Origin of the sequence: Acutalibacter sp. 1XD8-36 (assembly GCF_009917525.1) — a bacterium.
GTDB lineage: Bacteria > Bacillota > Clostridia > Oscillospirales > Acutalibacteraceae > Acutalibacter.
In genome coordinates this window covers 294,073-320,306 of sequence record NZ_QZDU01000002.1, presented here as the reverse complement: position 1 = coordinate 320,306, position 26,234 = coordinate 294,073, and the positions used below count along the sequence as shown (strand labels likewise).

Below are 26,234 nucleotides of genomic sequence, written 5' to 3'. Positions count from 1 at the left end.
CCTTATGTGACAATGTATAGGATATATTATATCCACTAAAGCCCGGGTTGTCAAATTGAGGGGGATTGTCCCCTTTTGATTAGTGTTGCTGAAAGCTGATTCGTTAAACCAACAGTCAAAATATCTAAACCGGGCGGCCATCTATTAATGGACGGCTGCCCGGTAAATCAGAATTTACCCCTCTAATCCATATAGTTTAAATGGATTCGTTTCCAGTTCGTTTCTGTAAAGACTTACCACATCCCAAATATCAAAAAGCATATATTTACAATTTCCAATATGACCTTCTTTAATAATACCCTTTTTGTATGCCATATCCTGAATTGTATACCAGGGTTTTACCGGCGGTTCACCGCATTCAACCAGCCATTCACTTGGCGGATACTTACTGTTGACTTCTTCTGTGGGTGCAAAAATATCACTGATTTCTTTTGGCATAATATCTTCCATATAATGCATTGCAGTTAATTTGTAAATGTCGACACCAAGCAATAATGCTTTTCCACCATTCCGAATAACATAATTCAACCCGCCTTTTGTAGCCTCGTCTGCATGTAATCCCCAACCGGATGTTCTAATCACGCCGGCGCCTGTAATAACATCTTCCCGTTGTCTAAATGTATCTGCAATGATACCCATAGCAGTTTTTGGTGCATCTTCTGAAAGTATTTTAATTTTCACGGTAATCCCCATATCCCTATCTTCTTCCGTAAGCTCTAATTCCGGACCAAAACATAAGGACGGCATAAATATACTTCCGCGCTTCGTCACACATTCCATAAGCGCTTCTATTACAGTATCTGCTCCGCCTTCAACGTAGCCGAAGCTGCTAAGCGAACTGTGTACTTCAATTTCCATCCCTTCTTGAAGTCCTGCTCTTTTCAGTTCCTCAATCAATTCTGTTTTGTTCATTTTGGCTCCTTTCAACACTTAACTAAATTCCGATTTGTCTTAGTTATCCTCCGAAAACCCTGTATTTTTAAGGCGCTTTGCCTGTTAAATGCGCAAATTTTATATATGTTCCCTTATTCTTGCCTTTACAACCCGAAACAAGGGAATTTATTCATCCGAATGTTAAACTATTTTTCGGAAGATAATAGGCTCTCGGCATATGAGAGCGAAATACACCCTTCGCACAAACCTGAAGTATGTACTCAATGTATTTCGTTCATTGGACAACCTGTTAAACCTCCAGTGTTCGCATTAATTTACTTATTTCTTGATCAAAAAACACATCCAAGGTTTCGGGAACATTACCACTGACAATCACACCTGTAAGTACACGCACCATATATTCTTCAAAAGCATTCAATAATCCCACTTCATCATTATTGAGATAATACGAAGTATCCATATCGAGATTGGTAAAATTGCAACACAGAATTTCATCTTTCCGGTTCTCAACAATATGGTGTATGATATGATGTATAAATTCGTGTATTACAGATTCTTCTCTTAATGAACCTGAGCAAAAAATAAAATTATTATCTTTTAAGTGATAATCTGCGGAATATACGCACTTTATTGGATTAAGAACAACTTGTATATTCTGAATAGGCGACTTAAACTTTTCCTTGCAAAGTGCGAGCATATCACCAATTCTTCCCAATTCTTTCTTGTACTTTTGATTCTGTTCTACTATCCAATCGTTTTCCCATTCTAAATAACGACGAAAGCTATTACTTTGCAAAACGAGTTTTAAGGCTTTTGGAAATTTAATAATCCAATCCTAAAACGAGTGACTTCTTTCTATATCTGATATGTTTTTTGCTGACACAATACTATTTTTATACGCATTAAAATCAACGAATTGTTCATAAGGTAAATCAATATACAAGGTCGCTGTTTCCAACATAGCGGCTCTTGGCCAATATGGGTAAACTTCACATGTGTTTTGTTTCACATCAAGAAAGAAGTCACATTCCCCGCAATTAGATATGATAAAACTACGCAATTTATCTATCAGTAAAGTATCTCGTTCAATAGAATAAAAATCATATTTACATTGTAGCAGAGAAAAATAAACAGCTGAAATGGCCGAAATATTTGTAATAGAGAGTTCTTTATACTCCATTTGATAATCCCCCTTTTGAATTTTGTTTCCTTTGTTTTTGCCCTTATAAGGTGAGAGAGCAAGAGTAAACTTGTGTGAAACCGTATAAAAGGATAAGGTGAGTAAACTGCGATAAACCCTTTGTTTTCAAAGCTTTTAGAGGATTTTAATATCACACTATAACGGGTGGTAACAGTCTAAAATTTTGACGGGTTCAAATTCCGATTTGTCACCCTATTATAGCACAGGGCACCTGCCATTTCAACGTGCTTTTGTGTAAAACCGCCGAAGTTATTCCCCGGCGTCACCTCCCTTGAAAAAATAAGCGATGATGAAAAGTCAGAAAACTGTAAATATTCTGAGGATATGGGACTGCCGTACAAATTTACAAAATTTTCAAAATATAGTTGCAGTCGCAACTATATGGGTGTATAATAGGAGCGCAGTTATTTTCACCCAGAAGGAGTGCGCGCCCGTGAGAATGATATTCCACTACCTAAGACCCTTTGTGCCAAGAATGAGCCTGGGGCTCACCATAAAGTTTATCGGCTCAGTGATGGACCTCTTGCTGCCCTGGATACTCTCGTACATGATAGACGAGGTGGCCCCAACCGGGGACATGGGCCTTGTGGCAATATGGGGAGGGGCAATGATAGGGGCGGCGGTGATGGCCTGGCTTACCAATGTCCTTGCAAACCGCATGGCGGCCTGGGTAGCCCAGCACACCACGGAGAAGATACGCCATGACCTTTTTGAGAAGATATCAAATCTCTCCTGCGGGCAGGTGGACTCCTACAGCATACCCTCCCTTGAGGCAAGGCTCACCACCGATACATATAATGTCCACCAGATGCTGGGCATGATGCAGAGGATAGGCATACGCGCCCCGATACTTTTGGTCGGCGGCATACTCATAACCCTGACACTGGACCCGGTGCTCACGCTGGTGCTGGTGTGCACCCTGCCCTTTATCGGCGTTTTGGTCTACAGTGTCTCTAAAAAAGGCGTGCCCATGTATACAGAGCTCCAGCAGAGCGTGGACGGCATGGTGCGCACTGTCCGAGAGACTATCTCGGGAATACGGGTCATAAAAGCGCTCTCGAAGGTGGACTACGAGAAGGAGCGTTTCGCCGGGGTAAATGAGGGGGTCTCGGAGAAGGAGACCAGGGCCGGGACCACAATGGCCCTGACAAACCCCCTGATGAACCTTTTCCTCAACCTTGGCCTCACCGCCGTTATCATTGTAGGTGCTTTCAGGGTAAACGCCGGGCTGACCCAGCCGGGCAAAATAATCGCCTTTTTAAGCTATTTTACCATTATTCTGAACGCAATGATGGCAATGACAAGGATATTCGTATCATTCTCCCGCAGCTCCGCCAGCGGCGACCGCATAGCCCAGGTGCTTTCGGCTCCCATAGACCTGGCGGTGGAGTCCGCGCAGAGGGAGGACTCCCCATACCATGTGGAGTTCGAGAATGTTACATTCTCCTATAATAAGAGCGAAGACAATGTGGAGGGCATAAGCTTCAGGCTAAGAAGGGGAGAGACCCTTGGCATAATCGGCGCCACGGGCTGCGGCAAGTCAACGCTCATAAACCTGCTAATGCGCCTCTACGACACGGACGGCGGCAGGATAGCAATAGGGGGCCGGCCTATAAAGTCTATACCCGATGAGGAGCTGCACAGGATGTTCGGCGTGGTGTTCCAGAACGACGCGCTCTTTGCCGACACTATCCGGGAGAATATAGACTTCGGGCGGGGGCTTTCCGACGATGAGATAGAGAAGGCGGCAAGATGCGCCCAGGCGATGGAGTTTATCTCCGGGCTGCCCCAGGGCTTCGGGCATATGCTCACTTCAAAGGGCACAAACCTGTCCGGCGGGCAGAAGCAGAGGGTGCTTGTGGCAAGGGCCCTGGCAGGTACCCCGGATATACTGGTCCTGGACGACTCCTCGTCGGCTCTGGACTATAAGACAGACGCAGCCCTTAGGAAGGGCCTTAGGGAGGAGTACTCCGGGGTCACAACGGTTATAATCGCCCAGAGGGTCAGCTCGATTCTGCATGCCGACCATATACTTGTGCTGGACGAGGGCCGGGAGCTGGGCTACGGCACCCATGAGGAACTGCTGGAGTCCTGCGAAGTATACCGGGAGATAGCGACATCCCAGATGGGGGAAGGGAGGAAGGACTGATGCCGCCAAGATTCATGCCGAGAGGGCCTATAGAAAAGCCGAAGGACCGGAAAAAGGTGCTCATACGCCTCTGGTCCTACATATACGCCCACAAATTCATGGCCCTGGGGGCCGTGCTTTTGACCGTAGGCAGCAACCTGCTGGCCCTTCTCGGGCCGTACCTTTCGGGCCGGGCCATAGACGCCATAGGCCTTACAAAGGGCGGGGTGGACTTCCCGGCTGTGTTCTTCTACTGCGCTTTAATGGCGCTGTTCTATGGGGCGTCCGCGGGGCTCTCATACGGGCTCTCCATCCTGATGATACGCCTGAGCCAGAAGATTGTCCGGGAGATGCGCCAGCAGGTCTTTGACCGCCTGACCCTTCTGCCGGTGAAATATTTCGACCGGCATCAGACCGGGGATATCGTCAGCCATATCTCCTATGATATAGACACGGTGAACGCTTCCCTGTCAAACGACCTTCTGCAGATAGCCGCAAGCGTTATAACCGTCGTCGGCTCCCTGGTGATGATGATAGCCATATCGCCGGTGCTGGTGCTGGTGTTTGTGGTGACTATACCTATGTCGGTTATGTTCACAAGGTATATGACTAAAAAGGTGCGCCCCCTGTTTCATAAGCGTTCAGTGATGCTTGGACAGCTCAACGGCTTTGTGGAGGAGGTCATAAGCGGCCAGAAGACCACAAAGGCCTACCACCAGGAGCAGACCCAGATAAGCCGCTTTGACAAGAAGAACAAGGAGGCCGTGGATGCCTATTATAACGCCGAGTATTACGGCGCAATGACAGGGCCCTCTGTAAACTTCATCAATAACCTGTCTCTGGCGTTTATTAGTGTGTTCGGCTCGATACTGTTCATTTTGCAGAGGATTTCCATTGGGGACCTCTCCAGCTTTGTGCTCTACTCCCGCAGGTTTTCCGGGCCTATAAATGAGATGGCAAATATTGTCAGTGAGCTCCAGTCGGCCTGCGCCGCCGCAGAGAGGGTCTTCGACTTGATGGACCAGCCCACCGAGCCAGAGGACTCCCGGGACGCAGTTGAGGCCGACAGGGTAGACGGCGATGTTAGAATGGAGCACGTGGGCTTCGGCTACGAGAAGGACAAGGAGATAATACATGACCTGAGCCTGCACGCCCCTCCCGGGGGGCTTACAGCCATAGTCGGACCCACCGGGGCGGGGAAGACAACGCTGATAAACCTGCTCATGCGCTTCTATGACCCTGACCGCGGGCAGATAACCCTGGACGGCAGGGATATACAGGACATAACGAGAAAGAGCCTCAGGCTCTCATACGCGATGGTGCTCCAGGACACCTGGCTGTTTACCGGCACCATATTTGACAATCTGGCCTATGGCAAGAAGGATGCGAAAAGAAGCGACGTGGAGGCGGCTGCGAAGGCCGCAAGGATACACCGGTACATTATGGCGCTGCCCAAGGGCTACGACACTATTTTAGATGAGAACGGCATAAACATCTCCCAGGGCCAGAAGCAGCTGCTGACCATAGCCCGGGCCATGCTTCTGGACGCGAAAATGCTGATTCTCGACGAGGCCACCTCCAACGTGGACACCCGCACCGAGCAGCAGATACAGGCGGCTATGCGCACGCTGATGAAGGATAAGACCTGCTTTGTCATCGCCCACAGGCTGTCTACTATACAGAATGCCAATAATATACTGGTCGTGAGGGACGGGGACATTGTGGAGCAGGGAACTCACCGGGAGCTCATGGAACGGGGCGGGTTCTATGCGGGGCTATACCAGTCACAGTTCCAATAAAGTAAAAAAACAGGAGCGGGGCATATGCTCCGTTCCTGATACTTTGTCTACATAAAAAATATTATTACCGCCAGAACTACAGCTAAAGCCCCGCCCGCCCGGTTTGCAAACAGCGCCAGGTCCGAGGGCTCCGCGTCCTTATAGTGCCAGCCATAGCTCAGATACCAGACCGAGCGGGGCGAGGCGATGGATAATATGCCTATGCCCAAAAGCAGCAGGCTTGGAAGCGGGTTTTTCCATTTCATCTCCCTGGGGGTCTCATGCAGAATGGCCTCGACTATTGCGTCTCCATCCGTGTACTTTCCGTGCACATAGTCGTCGCTGAAGCTGATGGTATGGGAAATTCCGTCCGTGCTCGCCTCGCTCCATGTGGAGCCGTCCGGGTAGGTTATCTCCAAATCATAGCCGGCAGTGCCGTACCCTCCGCTGTATGTATAGGTATTTTCACCGTCGGATATGGTGTTGTGCTCATTGTCCACGGTGAGCGGGCCGTCGCTTGTCGCCACGGTGTATACCGTGGCGTGCTCAGAAGAACAGGCGCACAGGGACAGGGCTGGCAACGCACACAGCAGGAGCAGAAGCAGCTTTTTCATAGCTGTGCCTCACCTCCTGGTCCTTGGCGTCGGCGATAGTGTCCAGCCAGCGACAGAGCTCCTTTTTTGTATAGATCTCCTTATCGCCGTTGCTGATAAGCCTCCGGAGGTCGTAATAGTGCATTTCTCTATCATTTTGGCTTCCTTTTCAGTCAGCATGTCTAATGGCCTCTTTTCTTTTCCGTTATTATACCAGAACTTCCGGGAAAAATCAACTCTCCGGCATATTGCGCAGAGATTTCTTGCATTTTCTGGAAGTATCTGGTATTATGTCTATTAAGGAGTCCGCTAAGCGGTGGACGGCTGGCCCGCTCCAGAGGGCCTGAAACCTCTGATTACATAAAGAAACCTGCTCTGCAATACATACAGCGGCACAAGCGGGAATCGGTTGAAAAGAAGGCGAGCTTAAGGAGCGTTCCTATTGGCGACGTTTTGGGGATTATGTCAGCTTTGATTGTCGGGTTCGTTAATATCGTTGTAATCCTGTTAATCGGCCTTGATTGGCAGCAAAAAGTAAGCAGCCGTTCCGGCCGGGGAACAGCTGCTTTTGAATTTATGACAACTTAACCAGGGCCAGCCGTCTGTTTCAACGGCGGGCTCCGCTTTTTTCACCCCATTATATCCCATCCCCGCCCGTTTGTCAACCTCGGGATTTGGAATGAAATTGGATTTTGCCCGAAAATAGCAGGCTCCTACGCTATGTTGGGGCTTGCTATTTGCGTTTCTATGTAATATAATAATATACGAGATTCTTTGCGCGAAAGGGGGCCTACGCCGAAATGGATGGCAAGAAGCGCAGGCAAAAGATTTTGATAGTGGACGATTCGGAGATGAACCGCTCCATTTTGGTAGATATGCTGGGTGAGGAGTACGACACCATTGAGGTGGAAAACGGCCTTATGGCGGTGAGCGAGCTGCAGAAGCGGGCGGGGGAGATATCCCTTATGATGCTTGACATCGTCATGCCCCTGATGGATGGACTGGAGGTGCTGGAGGTGATGAACCGGCGCAGATGGATAGAGACGGTGCCGGTGATAATGATTTCAGCGGAGACGAACTCGGACAAGATATCCCAGGCGCTGGAGATGGGGGTAACGGACTTTATAAGCCGCCCCTTCGATGCGAAGATAGTCCAGAGAAGGGTGCTGAATACACTGCTGAGCTCGGCTAAGCAGGCCGAGCTTGAGAACCTGGTGGCGGAGCAGATATACGAAAAAGAGCAGAATAGCCTTTTGATGATAGATATTCTCAGCCATATAGTGGAGTTCAGGAACGGCGAGAGCGGCCTGCACGTAGTACATGTGCGCAGGCTCACGGAGGTGCTTTTGAAGCAGCTGGCCTCAAAGCGGCCGGATTACGAGCTCAGCGCCGGGAAGATTGCCCTGATAAGCGAGGCCTCGGCCCTGCACGATATCGGGAAGATAGCCATTGATGAAAAGATATTAAATAAGCCCGGCAGGCTCACCAATGAGGAGTTCCAGATAATGAAGCAGCACTCCTCCATAGGGGCGCAGATGCTGGACGGCCTTGGGGTGCACCAGGGGGAGCCGCTGGTGCGCATAGCTTACCAGATATGCCGCTGGCACCACGAGCGCTGGGACGGCAGGGGCTACCCTGACGGGCTCAAGGGGGACGATATACCAATCGCCGCCCAGGTGGTGGCGATGGCCGACGTGTACGACGCCCTTACCAGCGAGCGGGTGTATAAGTCCGCGTTCTCCCATGAGAAGGCCATCGAGATGATTTGCAATAATGAGTGTGGCAGCTTTAACCCGGTGCTTTTGGAGTGCCTGATGGAGGTCTCCGACACCATGCAGGAGGAATTAAAGTCCCCCGAGGTAAAGGAGTCCGCAGGGGAGTCCATAAGCAGCATGGTGGAGAAGATGTCCCACCACAGCGAGCTTGCCGCCAGCAACCGCACTCTGCAGCTTCTTGAGCACGAGCGCATGAAGTACAGCTTCTTTGCGGCAATGAGCAAGGAGATTCAGTTCGAGTACACGATATCACCCTCCATGGTCTCCCTGAACGCATGGGGAGCCAGAAATCTGGGGCTGGACGAGGTGGTGATGGACCCGCTAGAGAACCAGAAGGTGGGGAAGTACCTCAGCGAGGACCTGCGGGCACAGCTCCATGACGTGCTCATGTCCGCCACGCCAGAGGAGCCCATCGTGACCCTTGAGGGGAAGATGGAGAAGGACGGCGTAAAGAAGTGGTACAGGTTTGTTATGCAGGCCCTCTGGTCCGAGGATGAGCCCCCGGAGCTGAGGGGGGCAATAGGCAAGGCGGTAGATATCCACAGCTCCAGAAGCTATCTGGAGAACCTGGAGCGCCGGGCCTCTATGGACCAGCTCACAGGGCTTCTGAACCTTACCAGCGCCCAGAGCCAGGCTGAGGCCAGGCTCAAGGAGAATCCTGAGGCCAAGTACGCTTTGGCGTTTTTTGACTGCGACTACTTTAAGGACGCGAATAATACCTACGGGCACCTGTTCGGCAACCGCTTACTGGTGCATATAGCCGAGAGGCTGCGCCAAGTAACCCGCAGCGGGGACATAGTCTCCCGGGCGGGTGGGGATGAGTACATAATATTCATACAGTACCACCAGGAGCTTGAGCCTACTATACAGAGGATATACGGCGCCTTACACGGCGAGGACTTCGGCGGCTTTTCAATATCCATCAGCATGGGTATCGCCACTACTGTCCAGGTGGGCCCGGACTTTACAGAGCTTATGGGCGCCGCTGACAGAGCTCTCTACGCTGTGAAGCAGGCCGGAAAGGGACAGTATAAGTTCTTTGAGGGCAACGAGACCTCCCTTGTGAAGAGCAGGGGAGAGAGCGTATATACAAACCAGTCAGAGATTATCGACTTTACGCCTGAAGAATAAATCAAAGGGGGAATAGAGGTATGACATTACAGGAATGCTACGCAAAGCTGGAGGGGGACTACGCCGCAGTGAGCAGCAGGCTGCCGAGCGAGAAATTTATCCAGAAGTACGTGCTGAAGTTTGCCGAGGACAAGACAATGGAGCTGCTGGAGGAGGCGTGGCAGAACGGCAACTTCGACGAAGCCTTCCGGGCCGCGCACACCATCAAGGGCATGTGCCAGAATCTGAGCTTCGCAAGGCTGGAGAAGTCCAGCTCTGCTCTGACAGAGTCCCTTAGGGGCGGCAAGTCCCCTAAGGCAGAGGAACTGCTCGGGCAGGTGAGGGAGGACTACGCCCTGACAGCCGACACTATAAAGGAGTATAAAGCCGGGTTGTGAGTGATTTGAAAGAAAAGGGAACTAAGGAAAAAAAGGATAGGGGCCCGGTCAGATTCCTGATATTCAGCTTTGTCAGCCTGACGCTGGTGACTCTGGCGGCGTTCACGGCTCTTGCCCATTATCTTAACGCCAGGAGCTCTGACACTATCAGCCAGGTGGGGGAGGTCTACATGAAAAACCTCTCCCAGCAGATATCAATGCACTTTGAGACCACTATAGACCTCAGGCTGGACCAGGTGCAGACGATTGTAAACGATGTGCGCCCGGCTTTCGAGCGGGAGAATACGGGAAGGGAGCAGGTCCTGGAGGAGCTTGCCGCCAGCAGCAAGGCCAGGGGCTTTGTGCAGCTTGGGCTGATGTCCTATGACGGCGAGCTTGAGATGATATACGGCGACCCGCTGCAGATTACGGACCCGGAGCCCTTTATCCGCTCGCTGACTGAGGGCGAGTCAAAGGTTGCGGTTGGGACAAACCCCAAAGAAAATGACAAGAATATGGTGCTGCTTGGGGTGCCCTCGGACTACCTTATGAAGGACGGGACGGCCTGCCTTGCCCTGGTGGCTACGGTGGATACCGAGTATATTGCAGATACCCTCTCTATGGAGGCGGACGACTCGTTGGTCTACGCCTTTATCATCCGTGGAGACGGAAGCTTTGTCATACGCACCAGCGGAGCTTTCAGAGAGAGCTACTTTGACCGGGTGCGCAACATCTATGAGGATGTAGACGGCATGACCGGCGAGCAGTATATAGAGGAGATAAGTGGAGCCATACAGAGGGGCGAGGATTACTCCACGGAATTTACCATGGAGGGCGAGCGCCGGAGAGTCTTCGGAACCCCGCTGCCATCGTCGGAGTGGTACCTGCTTACCTTTATGCCATATGGGGTTGTAAACAGCATAATCGACCATCTGGGGGAGACGCTGCTGCTGGCCGCCATGGTCTGCTGTATGGTGATATTCATGGCTTTGGGAGTGGTGTTCTTTCTGTACCGCAGGATAAGCCTTAGACAGCTTGCCGACACCGAGGAGGCCAGGGAGGCCGCCGAAAACGCCCTGACCCTTGCGGTGGACGCCAGAAGAGAGGCTGAAAAGGCCCAGAGCAAGGCTGAGCAGGCAACCAAGGCCAAGAGCGAGTTCCTCTCCAATATGAGCCACGATATACGCACACCCATGAACGCCATAGTGGGCATGACGGCAATCGCGACGGCCAATATAGACAATACGGAGCAGGTGCAAAGCTGCCTGCACAAGATAACTACATCCAGCCGCCACCTTTTGGGGCTTATAAACGACGTGTTGGACATGTCAAAAATTGAGAGCGGCAAGATGACCCTTGCCTACGACAGGGTGTCCCTTCGCGAGCTGATGGAGAGCATTGTCAGCATTGTGCAGCCGCAGGTCAAATCCAAGCGCCAGAAATTTGGGGTGTCCATACTGGATATATCCTCTGAGAATGTGCTGACAGACAGTGTGCGCCTGAATCAGGTGCTTTTGAACCTTCTGTCAAACGCTGTGAAGTTCACCCCCGAGGAGGGGGAGATACAGATATCCATGAAGGAGGAGCCCTCCCCCAAGGGCGAAGGCTTTGTGCGGGTGCTCATATCTGTGCAGGACAGCGGCATAGGAATGTCCCCGGAGTTTATGAAGCACCTTTTCGACTCCTTTGCCAGGGAGGACAACGCCCGGGTGCACCGTACCGAGGGCACAGGGCTTGGCATGGCTATCACCAAGTACATAGTGGACGCTATGGGCGGGGATATGAAGGTGGATTCAAAGCAGGGCGAGGGCACGAAGTTCTCCCTTGCCCTTGACATGGAGATAGCGGACGCACCGGAGGTGGACATGGTGCTGCCGCCCTGGAACATGCTGGTGGTGGACGACGATAAGGCGCTCTGCGAGAGCACTGTGAAGGCGCTGACCTCAATCGGCGTCAGCGCGGACTGGACCCTCTCGGGTGAGTCTGCCATAAGCATGGTGGAGGAACACCATAAAAGGCGGGAGGACTACCATATTATCCTGCTGGACTGGAAGCTCCCGGGGCTGGACGGCATTGGCACCGCGAGGGAGCTGCGCCGCAGGCTTGGGGACAGTGACATCCCTATCCTCATTATCTCCGCATACGACTGGAGCGATATCGAGAAGGAGGCCAAGGCCGCGGGAATCAACGGCTTTATCAGCAAGCCGCTGTTCAAGTCCACGCTGTTCTATGGGCTGCGGGGATATGCGGGTGTTGACGACATTAAGCCTGACGTCCCCAAGGACGACGGCAGGGAGAGCTTTGCGTTTGAGGGCACCAGAATCCTGGTTGCCGAGGATAATGAGCTCAACTGGGAGATTGCCAGCGAGCTGCTCAGCGAGTTCGGCCTGGAGCTGGAGTGGGCTGAAAACGGACGGCTCTGCGTCGATATGATAGCTAAATCTGAGCCCGGGACTTATAAGGCCGTGCTTATGGATATACGTATGCCGGTTATGAACGGATTTGAGGCTACCGAGGCCATACGGAAGCTGGGGAGGACGGACAGCAATATGCCGATAATCGCTATGACGGCAGACGCCTTCTCTGAGGATGTACAGAAGTGTATGGAGGCGGGGATGAACGCGCATGTGGCTAAGCCTATCGATGTGCGGGAAGTATGCCGGCTGCTGAAGAAGTATCTCTCCATGCAGTAGGGATGCCTGCTCCACGCCGCGTGCAAAAAAATCAGCCCGCCGGGCAGAGCATAAGCTCCCCGGCGGGCAAGCAGCCGGAGCCTGGTGGGGACATTCCTCAGATTCTGCATGTATGCCAGACTCCGGCCCTTATGGGCGATATCCTTCTCCAGGCACGCAAACGCTTCCGTGCCGCTATCCATATTGTAACCGCCCCCGGAGCTCATATTCACACGAGGAAAAAATATTTTTGAAATTTTTGCGAAATCTTCCCCGGGGCTTGCAAAAACCGCCCGGACATGCTATTATATACTATGTGACTACGCAAGGAGGAATAGAGAATGACTGTTTTTGAGACCATATTTGCCATCGCCCTGCTTATCTTCTCAGTGGCGATAATCCTGGTAGTGCTCCTCCAGGAGGGCAACCAGAAGAACATGGGGGCCATCACCGGCGCTGCGGACACCTTCCTCTCCAAGAACAAGGCCCGCTCCGTTGACGCGTTCCTGTCCCGCTGGACAAAGTTTATCGCCATTGGCTTCTTCGTGCTGGTTATCGTTGCCAACGCGGTGATGTACTTCGTCAAGTGAGAAAGCTGATTCAAAGAAGACGCCTCGCCGTGTGCGGGGCTTTTTCGTTGTGAGAGGAGGCCCGAGATGATAAGTCTGGTTGAGAGCCAGAGGGACAGGGATTGCTTTTTTAGCATATGCCAGGGCACAGCCTTTGGCTGCAAGCTCAGCGCCATAGCCAGGGCCTATGGTTTCTCCCGGGACTTTCTGCGCCTCTGGACAGACGGCACCGCAGCCTACGGTCTTCTTGACGGTGAAATGACCATAGCCGGATGCCCCGGCGTGCCGGGGGAGGCCAGGGAGTTCATACAGATGATTGGGCCCGGCAGCGTCCTCTGTGACGGCAGCATTGCCGGGAGGTTGGGCCTGACAGCTTCGGCTGAGGGGGCGGTTATGGCGAAGGACCTGGCTGACGGCGAGCCGGTGAGCGTTCGGGCACCCGGGCTAAGGGAGATTTACGCTCTCCTGGCAGGCGCGGGGATGGCAATAGACTTTGAGCCCTTCTATCTGGACATGTCCCACCGCCTGAGGCACGGCGCGGCTCTGGCCCTGGGAAGATACGCCTCTGGGGAGCTGACCGGCTGCGGGGTAGTTTCGGCTGTGACTGAAAAAGAGGCTGTACTCTCGGCGATAGCCGTGCGGGAGAACTGCCGGAGGCTGGGTATTGGCACGGAATTGATGAAAGAAGTGGAGCGGGCGCTGCCTGGGCGCAGGCTGTACCTGTTTCGAGAGAGCGGCAAAAACCGTGAGTTTTACAGGAAGCTGGGCTTTGCAGAGGCTGGGCGGTGGAGCCAGAAAGATTATATGGAAAGGTGATTTGTATGAATAATTATCCGTTTTTTCAGGTGGATGAAAAGCTCTTGGAGCTGGCGGACAGAGCAGAGGAGAGGGCGGCAGGCCAGTTTCAGCGCATAGAGGAGATAAAGCGCTGGAACCAGCAGAAAATGCTGGCGGCGTTTCAGCAGGCCCGGGTGAGCGAGAGCAGCTTTGTCACCAGCACCGGCTACGGTTACGGAGACAGGGGGAGGGACCAACTGGACGAGGTCTACGCCCGGGCTTTCGGTGCTGAGGACGCCTTGGTGCGCTATAATTTTGTCAGCGGTACCCACGCCCTGACCGTGGCGCTCTTTGGGGTGCTGCGACCGGGAGATGTGGTGCTCTGCGCCACCGGCACACCCTACGACACCATACAGGGGGTCTTCGGCCTGCCGGGGAGGGAGGAGCCGGGGAGCCTCAGGGACTTCGGCATAGTCTATGAGCAGGTGGACCTGCTGCCCGACGGCGGTATAGACTATGCGGAGCTGGAGCGTGAGCTTGCAAAGGACTGCAGGATGGTGTACATCCAGCGCTCGCGGGGATATAGCCTGCGGCCCTCCCTGAGCGTCGCTCAAATCGAGAGGCTTGCGGGCTTTGTGAAGGAGCACGCGCCGGGCTGTATCGTGATGGTGGACAACTGTTACGGCGAATTTGTAGAGACAGAGGAGCCTGTCTCCCATGGGGCAGACCTGATGGCTGGCTCCCTTATTAAGAATCCAGGTGGCGGGGTCGCACCCACAGGCGGGTACATAGCCGGACGGAGGGACTTGGTGGAGCTATGCTCATACCGTCTGACGACCCCGGGCACAGGCCGGGAGCTGGGGTGTACCCTTGGACATAACCGCGAGCTTTTCCTTGGGGCGTTCCATGCACCGACGGTGACAGGAGAGGCGCTGAAGACGGCGGTTTTTTGCGCGGCGCTGTTCAGTGAGCTGGGATACGAGGTGACGCCGGGCCCCGAGGAAGTGAGGGCGGACATTATACAGGCGGTGAAGCTGAAGGAGCGGGAGGCGCTGATAGCCTTCTGCCGCGGGGTGCAGGGCGCGTCGCCGGTGGACGCATTTGCGACACCGGAGCCGAGCCCCATGCCTGGGTATGACAGCGACGTGATAATGGCGGCAGGGGCGTTTACACTTGGGTCGTCAATAGAGCTGTCGGCAGACGCTCCGCTGAGGGAGCCCTATGCTGTCTGGATGCAGGGGGGGCTGAACTATGCCAGCGGGCAGCTTGGGGTGCTTATGGCTGCGGAGAAGATGCTGAAAGAGGGCATTATATAGTAAACGCACTTGAAAATCGGTACGCCGATTTTCAAGCTGGGCAGGGAGGCCACGGCCTCCCCGCCTGGTTCAAAAGAGGTAGGATACCTCTTTTGAACTGCGTTAATTATACGGCTCTAAAGGAGGGGCGATATGAAACTTGGGAAGGCAGTGTCCGGCGATAGGATTGAGCTTCGGGACTATAAGGACTCCGACCGGGAATTTTGTATGGAGATGTGGTTCCACCCGGAAAACGGCAGATATCTCAGCGACCCGGACCAGGCCCATGTAGACGGTAAATTCCGAAGGGCCCTGGACGGCCTGGAGGACAATAAGGCGGGCTGCTACTGTGTGGCCTGGCTGAAAAATGGCCAGCGGCTGGGCACCTGCTGCCTGTTCCCGGAGGAGGACGGAAGCTGGGATATTGGCTACTGTGTCCACCGGCGGCATTGGGGCCGGGGTTACGGCACGGAGATAGTGGGCCTGCTCATTAAGTATGTGAGGGGGCAGGGAGGAAAAAGCCTTACAGCAGAGGTGGCGAAGGAAAATGCCCCATCTAATGCACTGCTAAAAAAGCTGGGCTTTCAGGCAGAGCGTGAGGGGGAATTCTCCAAGTACAATATGCCGGTGCGGTATGAAAGCTGGTTTTATAGGCTATGGCTGACCGAAAGCGGTGAATAGCATAAAAAAGGCTCCCGATGGGAGCTTTTTTATTTTGCCCAGATTTTAGGCCAAACCACACTGAAGCCGTAGAACGTAAAATACCGGCGGAGCTCACTTCATACCAGAAGCGCTGCAATATGATAGACAATAAAGCTCACAATCCAGGCTACCGCCACCTGGAACGCCGCCGCTCCCAGCATCCACCGCCAGCTGCTGGTCTCCTTTTTAATGGTGGCGAGGGTAGCCGCGCAGGGGATGTACAGCAGCGAGAAGGTCATAAGGGCCAGGGCGTTGGCGGGACCGAAGCCCATGCCGCTGAGTATAGCGGAGAGGGAGGCCATGCCGGCGGCGGAGTTTACGTTGTTGACGCTGAAGAGCACCGCGCAGCTTGAGACCACGACCTCTTTTGCCGAGACCCCGGCAATAAGGGCCACGACTATCTGCCAGTACCCAAGGCCGATGGGGGAGAAGAAGGGTACCAGCCAGCGGCCCAAAAGTGAGCCGAAGGTGCTTGACATATCCGTGGAATAGCCGGATGGCCCGAAGTTCAGGAGAACCCACATGATGATTGAGGCCACGAAGATTATGGTGCCAGCCCGGGTAAGATAGTCCTTGACCTTCTCCCAGACATAGATGAAGATGGTGTGCGCGCTGGGGGATTTGTACTCGGGGAGCTCAATTAAGAGGGCGTTGCCGTGCTTATCCTTGTCCCGGCGGTCTATAAGGCGCATGATAAAGGCACAGGCCACGGCTACGAGCAGCCCTAAAAGGTACATAGAATAGGCGGCTATCATGGCGTGGTTTGGAAAGAACATCTCGGAGAAGAGAACATAGATGGGCAGGCGGGCGCTGCAGGACATGAAGGGGGTTATGAGCATGGTCTTATAGCGGTCCCGCTTATTCTCCAGGGAGCGGGAGGCCATTATAGCAGGGACGCTGCAGCCGAAGCCAAGTATCATTGGGATAAAGGCCCGGCCCGAGAGCCCCAGCTTGCCCATTATGCCGTCCATCACGTAGGCAACCCGGGACATATAGCCGCTGTCCTCTAAAAACGCCAGAGCCAGGAAGAGTATGATAATATTCGGCAAAAAGGTGAGTATGCCGCCCACACCTGTGATAATGCCGTCAACTATCAGTGAGATAAGCGTGGGCGCAACGCCCCATAGCTCAAGATAGTGGAGAGTTCCGGCAGAAAACCAGTCCAGGCCCATCTGGAAGTATTCCTTAAGCCAGTCACCCACAGTAAAGGTGAGGAAGAACACCAGGGCCATTATCAACAGGAAGATGGGCAGGCCTAAAAACCGGTGGGTGAGAAGCCCGTCGGCGCGGTCTGTGACGGCGGTGCGCTCCTCGCGGTTTACTACGACCTCCTGGATTATCTCGTCTATAAAGTCGTACTTTTGGTTTATGATATCCTGCTCGTAGCTTCTGTCCAGCACGTCCGGACGGTCCACCGGGTATTTCTCCCTGAGCTCCTTATCCCCCTCCAAAAGCTTGATTGCGTGCCAGCGGTAGTTTTGCAGGCCGGGATAACGGGCCCTGAGCTCGTCTATCAGCTGGTCAATCTTATCCTCTATCAGGTCGGAATACACCATGGCGTATTCTGAGTGGTGCTGGTGCTTATGGCGGGTAGTCTGGGTGGGCCGGACTGCAGGCTCTGAGCCGTGGTGGTGTATCAACGGTACGTCCGAGGGCTTATCAACATGGTGGGCGGCGGCATGCATAAGTATATCAAGGCCGGTCTTGCGCCTTGCGGAAACTGGTATCACCGGAATGCCCAGCATTTCAGGCAGGCGGTGGGTGTCTATCTCCATGCCGCGCTTTTCAACTATGTCCATCATGTTGAGGGCAAGTATCACAGGCTTCCCCAGCTCTATGAGCTGCAGCGTGAGGTACAGGTTTCGCTGTAGGGAGGAGGCGTCGGCGACATCGATTATAACATCCACCTCGTCGCTGAGTATGTACTGCCGGGTCACCTGCTCCTCCATGGTGTAGCAGGTGAGGCTGTAGGCCCCGGGCAGGTCCACGAGGCGGTACTCGCTGTCGTGGAACTTAAAACGTCCCTCCTTCTTCTCGACGGTTACTCCGGGCCAGTTGGCCACCTTGAGATTCGCGCCGGTATAGGCGTTGAAAAGGGTGGTCTTGCCGCAGTTAGGGTTCCCGGCAAAGCCAATGGCTATCTCCTTCGCCACTTAAACCGCCTCCTTTACTAAAATATGTTCAGCTATGCTGAGCCCAAGGGCGAAGCGCGTGCCCCGCACGGTGATTATCATTGCCCCACGCTTCTTCTTGCGCAGGACCTTCACCAGGCTGCCCTTTATCATCCCCAGAGCTTCAAGGCGCCTTGAAATCTCGTTAGGCAAGCCTAACTCAACTACATAAAAAAATCGGCCGGACATTGCATTTGATAATATCATTACACATCCCTCCGCAGAGATTATAGCACTTCTTTTAGGAGAAGTCAAGAAAAATAATGCTTTGACCGTTCCTATGCCCTTTACTTATTATATTGCACATCAAAAAAACTCTTGACAAAGATACATACTGATATTATAATAATATCATAAGGTAAGCGCGGAACACGCTGACATAAAGAAAGGGGACTGAATACATGGAAAGCAATGGGAAGATAGTCAACCGCTATGAGGAGAAGGCCGTCAAGACCTATAACGGCTTTATGATGCTGGCGCTGGTACTGCTGTTAGTCGTGGCGGGCATAGCCCTGTTGGTGGTGGGCGTTATAACTCTGGTGCAGTACGCTGAGCTTATGGGGGACGAGGATGCTGTAAGCCCCATGGGGATTGTGCTGCTCATTGGAGGTATACTGGTAATGACCCTGGGCGGGATACTCTGCGCGGGCTTCAAGACCATCAACCCCAACGAGGCCATTGTGCTCACGCTGTTCGGCAAGTATTACGGCACCATCAAGAAGGACGGCTTCTACTGGACAAATATCTTCTGTGGCGGCATGAACCCCGGCGCGGGGCATAATGCCAGGGGGAAAATAAGCCTGAAGACCATGACCTTAAATAACGAGAAGCAGACTGTGAACGATGAGCGGGGCAACCCCATTATAATCGGCACCATTGTTATTTGGCGCATAGTGGACACTACAAAGGCGGTATTCAATGTGCAGAACTACCAAACCTTCCTGTCCACCCAGTGCGACTCCGCCACACGGAACATAGCCAGGATGTACCCCTATGACCTGTTCGAGGAGGACGACCAGAACGAGAAGACCCTCAGAGGCAGCAGCCAGGAGATAGCCGCCATGATGACAAAGGATTTACAGGAGCGCGTGGCTATAGCTGGCCTTGAGATACTTGAAGTGCGCATAACCCACCTGAGCTACGCCCCAGAGATAGCGGCGGCTATGCTCCAGCGCCAGCAGGCCGAGGCTGTTGTAGCCGCCCGAAAGAAGATAGTTGAAGGGGCTGTGGGCATGGTGGAGATGGCGTTGGACCAGCTCAGTGAGGACCAGGTTGTGGCATTGGACGACGAGCGCAAGGCCGCGATGGTGAGCAACCTCTTGGTGGTACTCTGCGGCAGTAAGGACGCCCAGCCTGTAGTGAACAGCGGCTCAATTTATTAAGGACGGGGACTGCCTATGGACGAGAAGGAGAAAGCCAAAAAGCAGATACTGCTGCGGATATCCCCCACACTCTGGAAGGAGCTGGCTCAGTGGGCGGAGGATGACTTTCGCTCTATTAACGGGCAGATAGAATTTTTGCTGACGGAGTGTGTGCGCAAGCGCAAGGGCGGCGGGAAGCCCATAGAATAAAAAGTTCGCCAGCCTTTCAAGGCTGCAGGGTGTGGGGCAGCGCCCCACGACCTTGCCGAAGGCCAAGAGAATACAAAAGAAAATTAGGACTTTTCCACAAGGAAAAGTCCTAAATATTTTGAGGAGTTTTTTTGATTCTCCGCTTCGCTCGAACTCAAGGCCGTGGGACGCTGTCCCACACCCTGCCACTTTTGAAAAAGTGGACAAAACTTTTAATTTTACTCTATCCTCTCAAAATCCGCAGGCCCATGCTTGCACAGCGGGCACACAAAGTCATCCGGAAGCTCATCGCCCTCATAGACATACCCACAGACCTTGCAGACCCAGCCCTTCTTGCCCTCAGTCTCAGGCTTCGGTTTTACGTTATTCTGATAATATGTGTAAGTCATGGTCTCCACATGAGAGATGACCCTGGACTCCGTCACGCTGCAAATAAACATCCCGTGGGTGTCAAGGTCCACATACTGCTCTACCTTCAGGGACATGAAGGAGTTGATATACATAGGCAGGAATGCCAGTCCATTGTCGGAGCGCAGAATCTCCTGCCCGGCAAACTTGTCAGCAGAGCGCCCGCTCTGGAATCCGAAGTTCTGGAAGATGGAGAAGGGGGCGTCCTGGCTGAGGCAGTTGATATTCATTTTCCCGGTCTGCTTTATCACATGGTGGGAGTAGTTGTCCTTGTTAATGCACACGGCAATGCGATTGGGCGTGTTCGTCACCTGGGTGACGGTGTTCACAATCAGTCCGTTGTCCTTTTTGCCGTCGTTGCTGGTGATAACATAGAGGCCGTAGCCGATGTTAAAGAGGGCGGTCAGGTCGTGCTTATCGGCAGTATCGTCCTGACGGGCCAGGTAATCCTGGCAGAGGTTGGTGGCAAGGGCCTCCAGCTTTTCGCTGCTCTCAGCGTTCAGCGCGGACCTGATTGTTACCACGGGCTCCGCCATAGTCAGTTTCTTGGACTTCTCCAGCATACCCTTCATCACCCTTGCGGCCATAGGCGCCCAGGAGCCGTTCTCAATAAGGGCCACGGTGCGGTTCTGGAAGTTGCGCTCGGTGAGATGGGTTATAAACTCCCGCATGTAGGGGAATATTTCGGCGTTATAGGTGGTGGTGGCAAGCACCAGCTTGTTATAGCGGAAGGCGTCCTCCACAGCCTCGGCCATGTCGGTGCGGGCCAGGTCGTGGACTGCCACCTTCGGGCAACCCTTCTGCCGAAGCTTCTCGGCGAAGCTCTCAACAGCCCTTTTGGTGTTGCCGTAAACAGAGGTGTACGCTATCACAATGCCCTCGCTCTCGGGGGTATAGGAGGACCATAGGTCGTACTTCTTGATATAGTGCCCCAGGTTCTCCTTGAGCACCGGGCCGTGAGTGGGGCAGATAACCTGTATGTCGAGCCCGGCGGCTTTCTTCAGAAGGGATTGGACCTGAGCGCCGTACTTGCCCACAATGCCGATATAGTACCTTCTGGCCTCGCAGTCCCAGTCCTCCTCAACGTCCAGCGCCCCGAACTTGCCGAAGCCGTCCGCAGAGAACAGAACCTTGTCTGTAATATCATAGGTGACGATGACCTCAGGCCAGTGCACCATGGGAGCGGCGACAAAGGCGAAGGTGTGCCCGCCGGTGGTGAGGGAATCACCCTCCTTGACGACCATCCTGCGGTCCTCAAAGTCGTCCCCGAAGAACTGGCCCATCATGGCGAAGGCCTTCTCGCTGGAGACGATAGTCGTGTCCTTATATGCCTGCATGAAGGCGGCAATGCTGCCGGCGTGGTCGGGCTCCATATGCTGGATGATAAGGTAGTCGGGCTTGCGGCCCTCAAAAACGCTCTCCAGATTGTCCAGCCACTGGTGGGTGAAGTGGGCGTCCACTGTGTCGAACACCGTCACCTTTTCATCCAGCACCACATAGGAGTTATAGGCCATGCCGTTGGGCACAACATACTGCCCCTCGAACAAATCAACTTCATGGTCGTTCACTCCAACATACTTGATATCCCGGGTAATTTCCATTGCGATTCTCCTTTGACTTATTATAATATATAAGAATATATATTTAGCTTATTTATACTCGAACACCAGTGTTCCGGGCGCCATGTCTCCGGTGATTTCAGCGCTGTCAGAGCCGAGCCTTGTCACGTTCCCACAAAGCCCAAGAAACTCCTCAACAGTACCCAGCACATCAAAGCCGAAGCTGCTGCTCCTGTAGTGCATGGGTATCACCACCCTGGGATTCACCGCCCGCACTATCTCCATGGCCTCCTCGGGCCCTACGGTGTAAAACCCGCCTACAGGTATCAGCATAGCCGTAACGCCCCGAAGCTGCTCTATAGCCTCCGGCCCCGGCATACAGCCGATATCCCCCATATGGGCTATGCTCACGCTGCCGGCCTCTAGGATATGCACAAGGTTTGCTCCGCGCTGTTCACCGCCGCAGCCGTCATGAAAGGTCTCTAGGGCGGTCACCTTAAAATGGGAGGTATCCCCCGAGAGCCTTACCCCGGCGGTATAATTATGGTCGTGGTGCTGATGGCTGCACAGCACCATTCCGGCAGTCTCGTCTATGTCCCTGAACCCGGGGACGCTGCCGGGGGCGAAGGGGTCCAGCACTACAGCCTGTCCCTCATATTCGGCCCTAAAACAGGAATGCCCAAGCCATTTTAGTTTTATCATGTCAGCCTCCTGAAATTCAATTCTCTGGTGTACATGCCTATTATAACCAGTTGCCACCGCTTTGTCAATTTAACTTTAATATAAACAAAGGCCCCGGTTTCCCGGAGCCTGGAAAATTCTGTTGTATTCAGCTACTGCTCCCGGCGCCTTATGTCCATGCTGCCGGAGGTGGTGTTCATGCGTATGCTGGCCTCGCCGCCGCCGCAGCGCTTCCTGCCGCCGCCCAGGTCCTCGGTGGGGAAGGCGCATTTAAAACTGCCGGATACGCTGTCGTGCTCCACGGTGAAGCCGGAGCCTCCGGGGAGTTCCAGAGTGAGGCCCCCGGAGACGGAGTCCATGTCCACATCCTCGGGCAGGGAGGTCAGGCTCATGAGGATATCGCCGGAGATGGTGTTGGCATTGAGCTCTGCGGACTGTCCCGCGAGCCTGCAGGAGCCGGACACAGTGTCGATTACAAGAGTCTCTGAGGTAACGCCGGAGAGCTCCATGCCGCCGCTTACGGTGTTTACGGTCATGCTACCGGCGGCTGAGACATTGCTGAGCTCAACGCCCCCGCTGACAGTATTCATATTCATTTCATCTCCGGAGCAGGCACTGACATTAAGCTCACCGCTGACCGTAGAGATATCTACTGTCTCTGCGTTGCAGCCGGTGACTGACATATCGCCGTCGGTGTTGGAGACGTCCAGGGTGATAAGCTCCTGGGAGAGCCCTGCGGGCAGCAGCACCTCCAGCTCCTTATCCTTCTGTCCGAACCAGCCAAGGTTTATGTTGAAAAATCTTCTGAACCACTGGCCGTCCCAGCGCACGGTGAGGACTCCGGAGCCGACGCTCACCTTCATTTTGTCGGACTCATCCAGGTTTTTTGCGCTGCGCTCGGTGACGTGGATTTTATCGTCGGGGCTTATCCCCACGGTGACCGGGCCTGTGAGCCAGGATATATCCAGGCTGTCCACCTCGTCCTCCACAGGGTCTATAGCGAGGGTGTTCTCATGTCCCCGGACTATATCGGACTTTATAGGGCGGCTGCCGGGCTCTGCGGCAAGGCCGATAACCAGTACGCAGGTGAAGAAAACTGCTGCTATGGTGCAGGCGGCTATAGTAAATATATGGCGTTTTTTCAGTTTCATTTATTTTCCTCCTCACTTGCCGTTCTGGTTCATAATGGAGCTTAAGAGGGTGTTCACTATCACGTCTATGGCTGGGGCTATAAGGAAGATGACCCATGTGATGTACCACTTCCCGGTGCCGAAGCTGAGGATAAAGTAGAGGGCCAGCACCAAAGGCCAGAAGGCTCCGTTAAAGGCGGCGATATAGTGCTTCTTAACAGTTTTCTGCCGCTGCCACTGCTGGAAGTCCTTCACCACGGACCCGGGCACGGGCTGTGGGGCTTGCGGGTGGGCCCACTTGTCATAGACCAGAAGCCCCACGCCCACGGCTATCATTGTGAACATGCCTATGGGCCCCAGGGCACCGTCGAAAAAGCTGTCGCCGAAGAGCTCCCCGAAGAGGATGGGCGGGACTACGCTGAGGATAAACAGCATTACCGCCAACGTGCGTACCAAAGCCCTGCGGTGGTCGGGCTGTGGCTGGGGGTAGTAGACAGGCGGGGGCACAGGGTCGCCGTTCTCGTCGTCCTCAAGCTGGGAAAAAAGCTCCCGCACGTCGCCTATGCTCATTATCGTGAGATTATAGGCGTCCTCAGGGTCCTTGCCCTCGCCTACAAGGGCGTAATACTTCTCAATCAAATTCTGTGTGAGCTCTATTTTCAGCTCATAGGCCCGCTGGGTGCGGGGGGCGCTCTCAAAGAGCTGGTCCATGTATTCGCGTATCCTGTATTCCATATGGGTGTCTCCTTTTTATAATAAATAAGGTCATGAAGTTATGAGGGTCTGTATCAGCCTTTGGGACTGCTCCCATTCCCCCAGCATCCTGTGGTACTCCTGCACCCCGGCGGGGGTTATGGAGTAATACCGCCGCCGGGCCCCGGTGTTCTCATCCCCCCAGTAGGAAGAGATAAACCCCAGCTGCTCGAGCCTGCGGAAGGCCGTATACAGGGTGGCCTCCTTCAGTTCATACTGACCGCCTGTCTTTTCGGATATGGAGCGGTTTATCTTATAGCCGTAGCTGTCGCCGCTCATGAGATGGGCCAGGATAATGGTGTCGGTGTGTCCGCGTATCATATCTGACGCAATGGACATGTTACCCCTCCTTTCATGGTATCATTGTACACCCATATACTTCGCCTGTCAAGGTATATTTTGAGGGAATATACTTACAAGTTTATTAAGAAGTTTTCTAGAAATATTTAGCTTTAAATACATATTTTTCTTGACAAATATTATTTTTTGTTGTATTCTATATATAGATAAAGATAATTGCAATATCTTTAAAAATTTTAGAAGGAGTGCTTTATACAATGAAAACTCATTTAAACAAATTAGCGGCTATTGCTATTTGTGTGGCTTTGGTGCTTTCTTTAATACAAATGCCTGCGAGTGCCAGTGAAGAGCTGGAACTAAACACTATTGAAGTGTCTGCATTAGCGGGTTCCAATGGAGCATATCATTATAACTTGATAACTGGAGAGGGGAGTTATTCCTCGCCAGAAGAATGTGTCAGCGGTAGTGCATCATCCGTTCCAGCGTCCAGAGGACTTCAAGAAGAACAACCTGAACCTCATATTATAATTGGTTCAGATAACAGACAAATGGTTACCAGTCTGTTAGAAAGGGAGGAAAGCACTTGCTTAATAGGAGCAAGATTTAAAACTGGTGTAAAAATAGGAACTGGATGGCTGTTAGATAACAATTACTTGATGACTGCTGGTCACATGGCATATGATATTCTTGGTAGTGGTGATGCAGAACACATAGCTGTATTTATTGGTGCAACAGGTGGAACCTATAAACAGTATAGGCTTGCAACGGAGTATGATGTCGGTGCAGACTATAAGAATAATACAGGCGAATTATATTATGGCTTTGGTATGTATGACGATTGGGCTATTGTAAAACTCGCCACACCAGTGAATCGTACAGTAGGTATGCTTAGCCGACATACCGTAAATAGTGCTTCAGAAATGAAAGGAGTATATTATACACAAGGTTATCCAGCGGATAGAAATCATGCTATGGGAAAAACTGATGATGAATGGAACAAATGGTATATGTTCAGAACAAGCGGCACGATAAAGGCAGACAGATCTAGATTTCTATCTTTAGTGGCAACTAATATCGACATATATAAAGGGCAAAGTGGGTCACCAATATATTGTTATAGGTCAGGTGAAGGATATTGTGCAGAAGGGATAGTTGTATCCGATGGCGATGCTGACGCTGGTGATGGTGACAGGAACTTCATTATTCTTTTAAATACTTGGCTACAAGACCGTATAAATTGGCATCTCCAGGAAGGATGATATGGCAAATAGTAGAAAAATTTTACTTAAGACTATCCTGGTGATTCTTAGTGTATTACTGATATTAGCCTGCATAATAGCCGGCATATCAATCTGGGAAAACCGCATAGAGAACCAGTTTCCCTCGTGGGAGAAAGTTTCGGATACAGAGGACAGGGGTTTTGAATCAAACCCCAATGTTGAGATGCGGTTTGCCGGAATCGATTTTGACGTTGAGCTTCATAATGGCAAGCATGCAGACATGGTTCTGGTGGACGTTAATGTCAAAACACCGGACGGTGCAGGTTTTGAGGACTGTTATGCAGTGGACTACTTATATAAAGATGAATGGTATAATGTGTACAGACTGTATACAGGAATAGCCGCCGCGTCGGGGGTTAGAGGCAATTTTCATGATGTGATGGAGTTTCCTGTGCCTTGCGGATTATTTGCGAAGGACGGGACGTACCGTATGTTCATAGGCGGATTCGGGAGTTTTGATATTGACATCATTGGGATGGAGGATGTCTAAAATGGCTGCTGATTTGAATA

The 26,234-nt window shown here is 52.7% G+C and carries 25 protein-coding genes; 13 read left to right on the top strand and 12 right to left on the bottom strand.

Translation table 11 applies throughout. The annotated features are described in order from the left end of the window. Window positions 1-174: 174 nt before the first annotated feature. From D5270_RS05070 to D5270_RS05060, 3 genes are all read right to left on the bottom strand, one after another. A complete protein-coding gene (locus tag D5270_RS05070) occupies window positions 175-912 on the bottom strand; it encodes an AAC(3) family N-acetyltransferase (protein WP_166543060.1) in 738 nt (245 codons plus the stop codon). A 271-nt stretch (window positions 913-1,183) separates the two neighbouring features. Beyond that, window positions 1,184-1,690, bottom strand: coding sequence for a hypothetical protein (locus D5270_RS05065; protein WP_166543059.1), 507 nt, complete (start codon window positions 1,688-1,690; stop codon window positions 1,184-1,186). A 39-nt stretch (window positions 1,691-1,729) separates the two neighbouring features. Continuing rightward, window positions 1,730-2,074, bottom strand: a complete 345-nt coding sequence (locus tag D5270_RS05060; protein WP_166543058.1) for a hypothetical protein — start codon at window positions 2,072-2,074, stop codon at window positions 1,730-1,732. Between the two features lie 460 nt (window positions 2,075-2,534). On the opposite strand from D5270_RS05060, the gene D5270_RS05055 reads away from it, so the two are divergent. Together D5270_RS05055 and D5270_RS05050 are read left to right on the top strand one after the other, a co-directional pair. Next, window positions 2,535-4,244: an ABC transporter ATP-binding protein gene (locus D5270_RS05055; protein WP_207709310.1), complete on the top strand. Its 1,710-nt coding sequence runs from the start codon at window positions 2,535-2,537 to the stop codon at window positions 4,242-4,244. After that, entirely contained in the window at window positions 4,244-6,022 is a 1,779-nt protein-coding gene (locus tag D5270_RS05050; protein WP_243150153.1) for an ABC transporter ATP-binding protein, read from the top strand. Before D5270_RS05055 ends, D5270_RS05050 begins: the two co-directional genes overlap by 1 nt. A gap of 47 nt (window positions 6,023-6,069) precedes the next feature. Here D5270_RS05050 and D5270_RS05045 read toward each other — a convergent pair whose 3' ends face one another. Together D5270_RS05045 and D5270_RS05040 are read right to left on the bottom strand one after the other, a co-directional pair. Next, the gene (locus D5270_RS05045) at window positions 6,070-6,615 is read right to left on the bottom strand and encodes a DUF6199 family natural product biosynthesis protein (RefSeq protein ID WP_166543056.1); all 546 of its coding nucleotides are present in this window, start codon (window positions 6,613-6,615) and stop codon (window positions 6,070-6,072) included. After that, window positions 6,548-6,739, bottom strand: coding sequence for a hypothetical protein (locus tag D5270_RS05040; protein ID WP_166543055.1), 192 nt, complete (start codon window positions 6,737-6,739; stop codon window positions 6,548-6,550). The genes D5270_RS05045 and D5270_RS05040 overlap by 68 nt, the downstream gene beginning before the upstream one ends. Window positions 6,740-7,394: 655 nt before the next feature. On the opposite strand from D5270_RS05040, the gene D5270_RS05035 reads away from it, so the two are divergent. The 7 genes from D5270_RS05035 (at window position 7,395) to D5270_RS05005 (ending at window position 15,850) form a co-directional block, all read left to right on the top strand. Continuing rightward, window positions 7,395-9,500, top strand: a complete 2,106-nt coding sequence (locus D5270_RS05035) for a bifunctional diguanylate cyclase/phosphohydrolase (protein WP_166543054.1) — start codon at window positions 7,395-7,397, stop codon at window positions 9,498-9,500. Between the two features lie 20 nt (window positions 9,501-9,520). After that, window positions 9,521-9,877 (top strand): Hpt domain-containing protein, encoded by a 357-nt coding sequence (locus D5270_RS05030; protein ID WP_166543053.1) that lies wholly within the window; start codon window positions 9,521-9,523, stop codon window positions 9,875-9,877. 5 nt (window positions 9,878-9,882) lie between these two features. Continuing rightward, window positions 9,883-12,549: a hybrid sensor histidine kinase/response regulator gene (locus tag D5270_RS05025; protein ID WP_166543052.1), complete on the top strand. Its 2,667-nt coding sequence runs from the start codon at window positions 9,883-9,885 to the stop codon at window positions 12,547-12,549. A gap of 320 nt (window positions 12,550-12,869) precedes the next feature. Continuing rightward, window positions 12,870-13,118, top strand: a complete 249-nt coding sequence (gene secG / locus D5270_RS05020) for a preprotein translocase subunit SecG (protein WP_166543051.1) — start codon at window positions 12,870-12,872, stop codon at window positions 13,116-13,118. Window positions 13,119-13,184: 66 nt separating this feature from the next. Continuing rightward, window positions 13,185-13,913 (top strand): GNAT family N-acetyltransferase, encoded by a 729-nt coding sequence (locus tag D5270_RS05015; RefSeq protein ID WP_166543050.1) that lies wholly within the window; start codon window positions 13,185-13,187, stop codon window positions 13,911-13,913. Window positions 13,914-13,918: 5 nt separating this feature from the next. Continuing rightward, a complete protein-coding gene (locus tag D5270_RS05010) occupies window positions 13,919-15,190 on the top strand; it encodes a methionine gamma-lyase family protein (protein WP_166543049.1) in 1,272 nt (423 codons plus the stop codon). A gap of 132 nt (window positions 15,191-15,322) precedes the next feature. Then, window positions 15,323-15,850, top strand: a complete 528-nt coding sequence (locus tag D5270_RS05005; protein WP_166543048.1) for a GNAT family N-acetyltransferase — start codon at window positions 15,323-15,325, stop codon at window positions 15,848-15,850. A 98-nt stretch (window positions 15,851-15,948) separates the two neighbouring features. On the opposite strand, the gene feoB is transcribed toward D5270_RS05005, so the two are convergent. Continuing rightward, window positions 15,949-18,024, bottom strand: a complete 2,076-nt coding sequence (gene feoB / locus D5270_RS05000) for a ferrous iron transport protein B (protein ID WP_166543047.1) — start codon at window positions 18,022-18,024, stop codon at window positions 15,949-15,951. After that, window positions 18,025-18,249 (bottom strand): FeoA family protein, encoded by a 225-nt coding sequence (locus D5270_RS04995; protein ID WP_166543046.1) that lies wholly within the window; start codon window positions 18,247-18,249, stop codon window positions 18,025-18,027. It abuts the gene before it with no gap. Between the two features lie 194 nt (window positions 18,250-18,443). Here D5270_RS04995 and D5270_RS04990 point away from each other — a divergent pair, with 194 nt between their 5' ends. Together D5270_RS04990 and D5270_RS04985 are read left to right on the top strand one after the other, a co-directional pair. Then, complete coding sequence (locus D5270_RS04990) at window positions 18,444-19,424, top strand: SPFH domain-containing protein (protein ID WP_166543045.1); 981 nt, start codon at window positions 18,444-18,446, stop codon at window positions 19,422-19,424. A gap of 15 nt (window positions 19,425-19,439) precedes the next feature. Beyond that, on the top strand, window positions 19,440-19,613 hold the full coding sequence (locus tag D5270_RS04985; RefSeq protein WP_161472045.1) for an Arc family DNA-binding protein: 174 nt from the start codon (window positions 19,440-19,442) through the stop codon (window positions 19,611-19,613). A 218-nt stretch (window positions 19,614-19,831) separates the two neighbouring features. Here the strand turns inward: D5270_RS04985 and D5270_RS04980 are convergent, their stop codons facing one another. From D5270_RS04980 to D5270_RS04960, 5 genes are all read right to left on the bottom strand, one after another. After that, entirely contained in the window at window positions 19,832-21,622 is a 1,791-nt protein-coding gene (locus tag D5270_RS04980; protein WP_166543044.1) for a flavin reductase, read from the bottom strand. A gap of 48 nt (window positions 21,623-21,670) precedes the next feature. Then, window positions 21,671-22,282, bottom strand: coding sequence for an MBL fold metallo-hydrolase (locus D5270_RS04975; RefSeq protein WP_166543043.1), 612 nt, complete (start codon window positions 22,280-22,282; stop codon window positions 21,671-21,673). 131 nt (window positions 22,283-22,413) lie between these two features. Further along, window positions 22,414-23,412, bottom strand: coding sequence for a DUF4097 family beta strand repeat-containing protein (locus tag D5270_RS04970; RefSeq protein ID WP_166543042.1), 999 nt, complete (start codon window positions 23,410-23,412; stop codon window positions 22,414-22,416). A gap of 12 nt (window positions 23,413-23,424) precedes the next feature. Then, complete coding sequence (locus D5270_RS04965) at window positions 23,425-24,126, bottom strand: permease prefix domain 1-containing protein (RefSeq protein WP_166543041.1); 702 nt, start codon at window positions 24,124-24,126, stop codon at window positions 23,425-23,427. Between the two features lie 30 nt (window positions 24,127-24,156). Further along, the gene (locus D5270_RS04960; RefSeq protein ID WP_161472050.1) at window positions 24,157-24,483 is read right to left on the bottom strand and encodes a PadR family transcriptional regulator; all 327 of its coding nucleotides are present in this window, start codon (window positions 24,481-24,483) and stop codon (window positions 24,157-24,159) included. 218 nt (window positions 24,484-24,701) lie between these two features. Here D5270_RS04960 and D5270_RS04955 point away from each other — a divergent pair, with 218 nt between their 5' ends. Then, complete coding sequence (locus D5270_RS04955) at window positions 24,702-25,703, top strand: trypsin-like serine peptidase (protein ID WP_166543040.1); 1,002 nt, start codon at window positions 24,702-24,704, stop codon at window positions 25,701-25,703. A gap of 1 nt (window position 25,704) precedes the next feature. Then, window positions 25,705-26,214: a hypothetical protein gene (locus D5270_RS04950; RefSeq protein WP_166543039.1), complete on the top strand. Its 510-nt coding sequence runs from the start codon at window positions 25,705-25,707 to the stop codon at window positions 26,212-26,214. Window positions 26,215-26,234 lie beyond the last annotated feature (20 nt).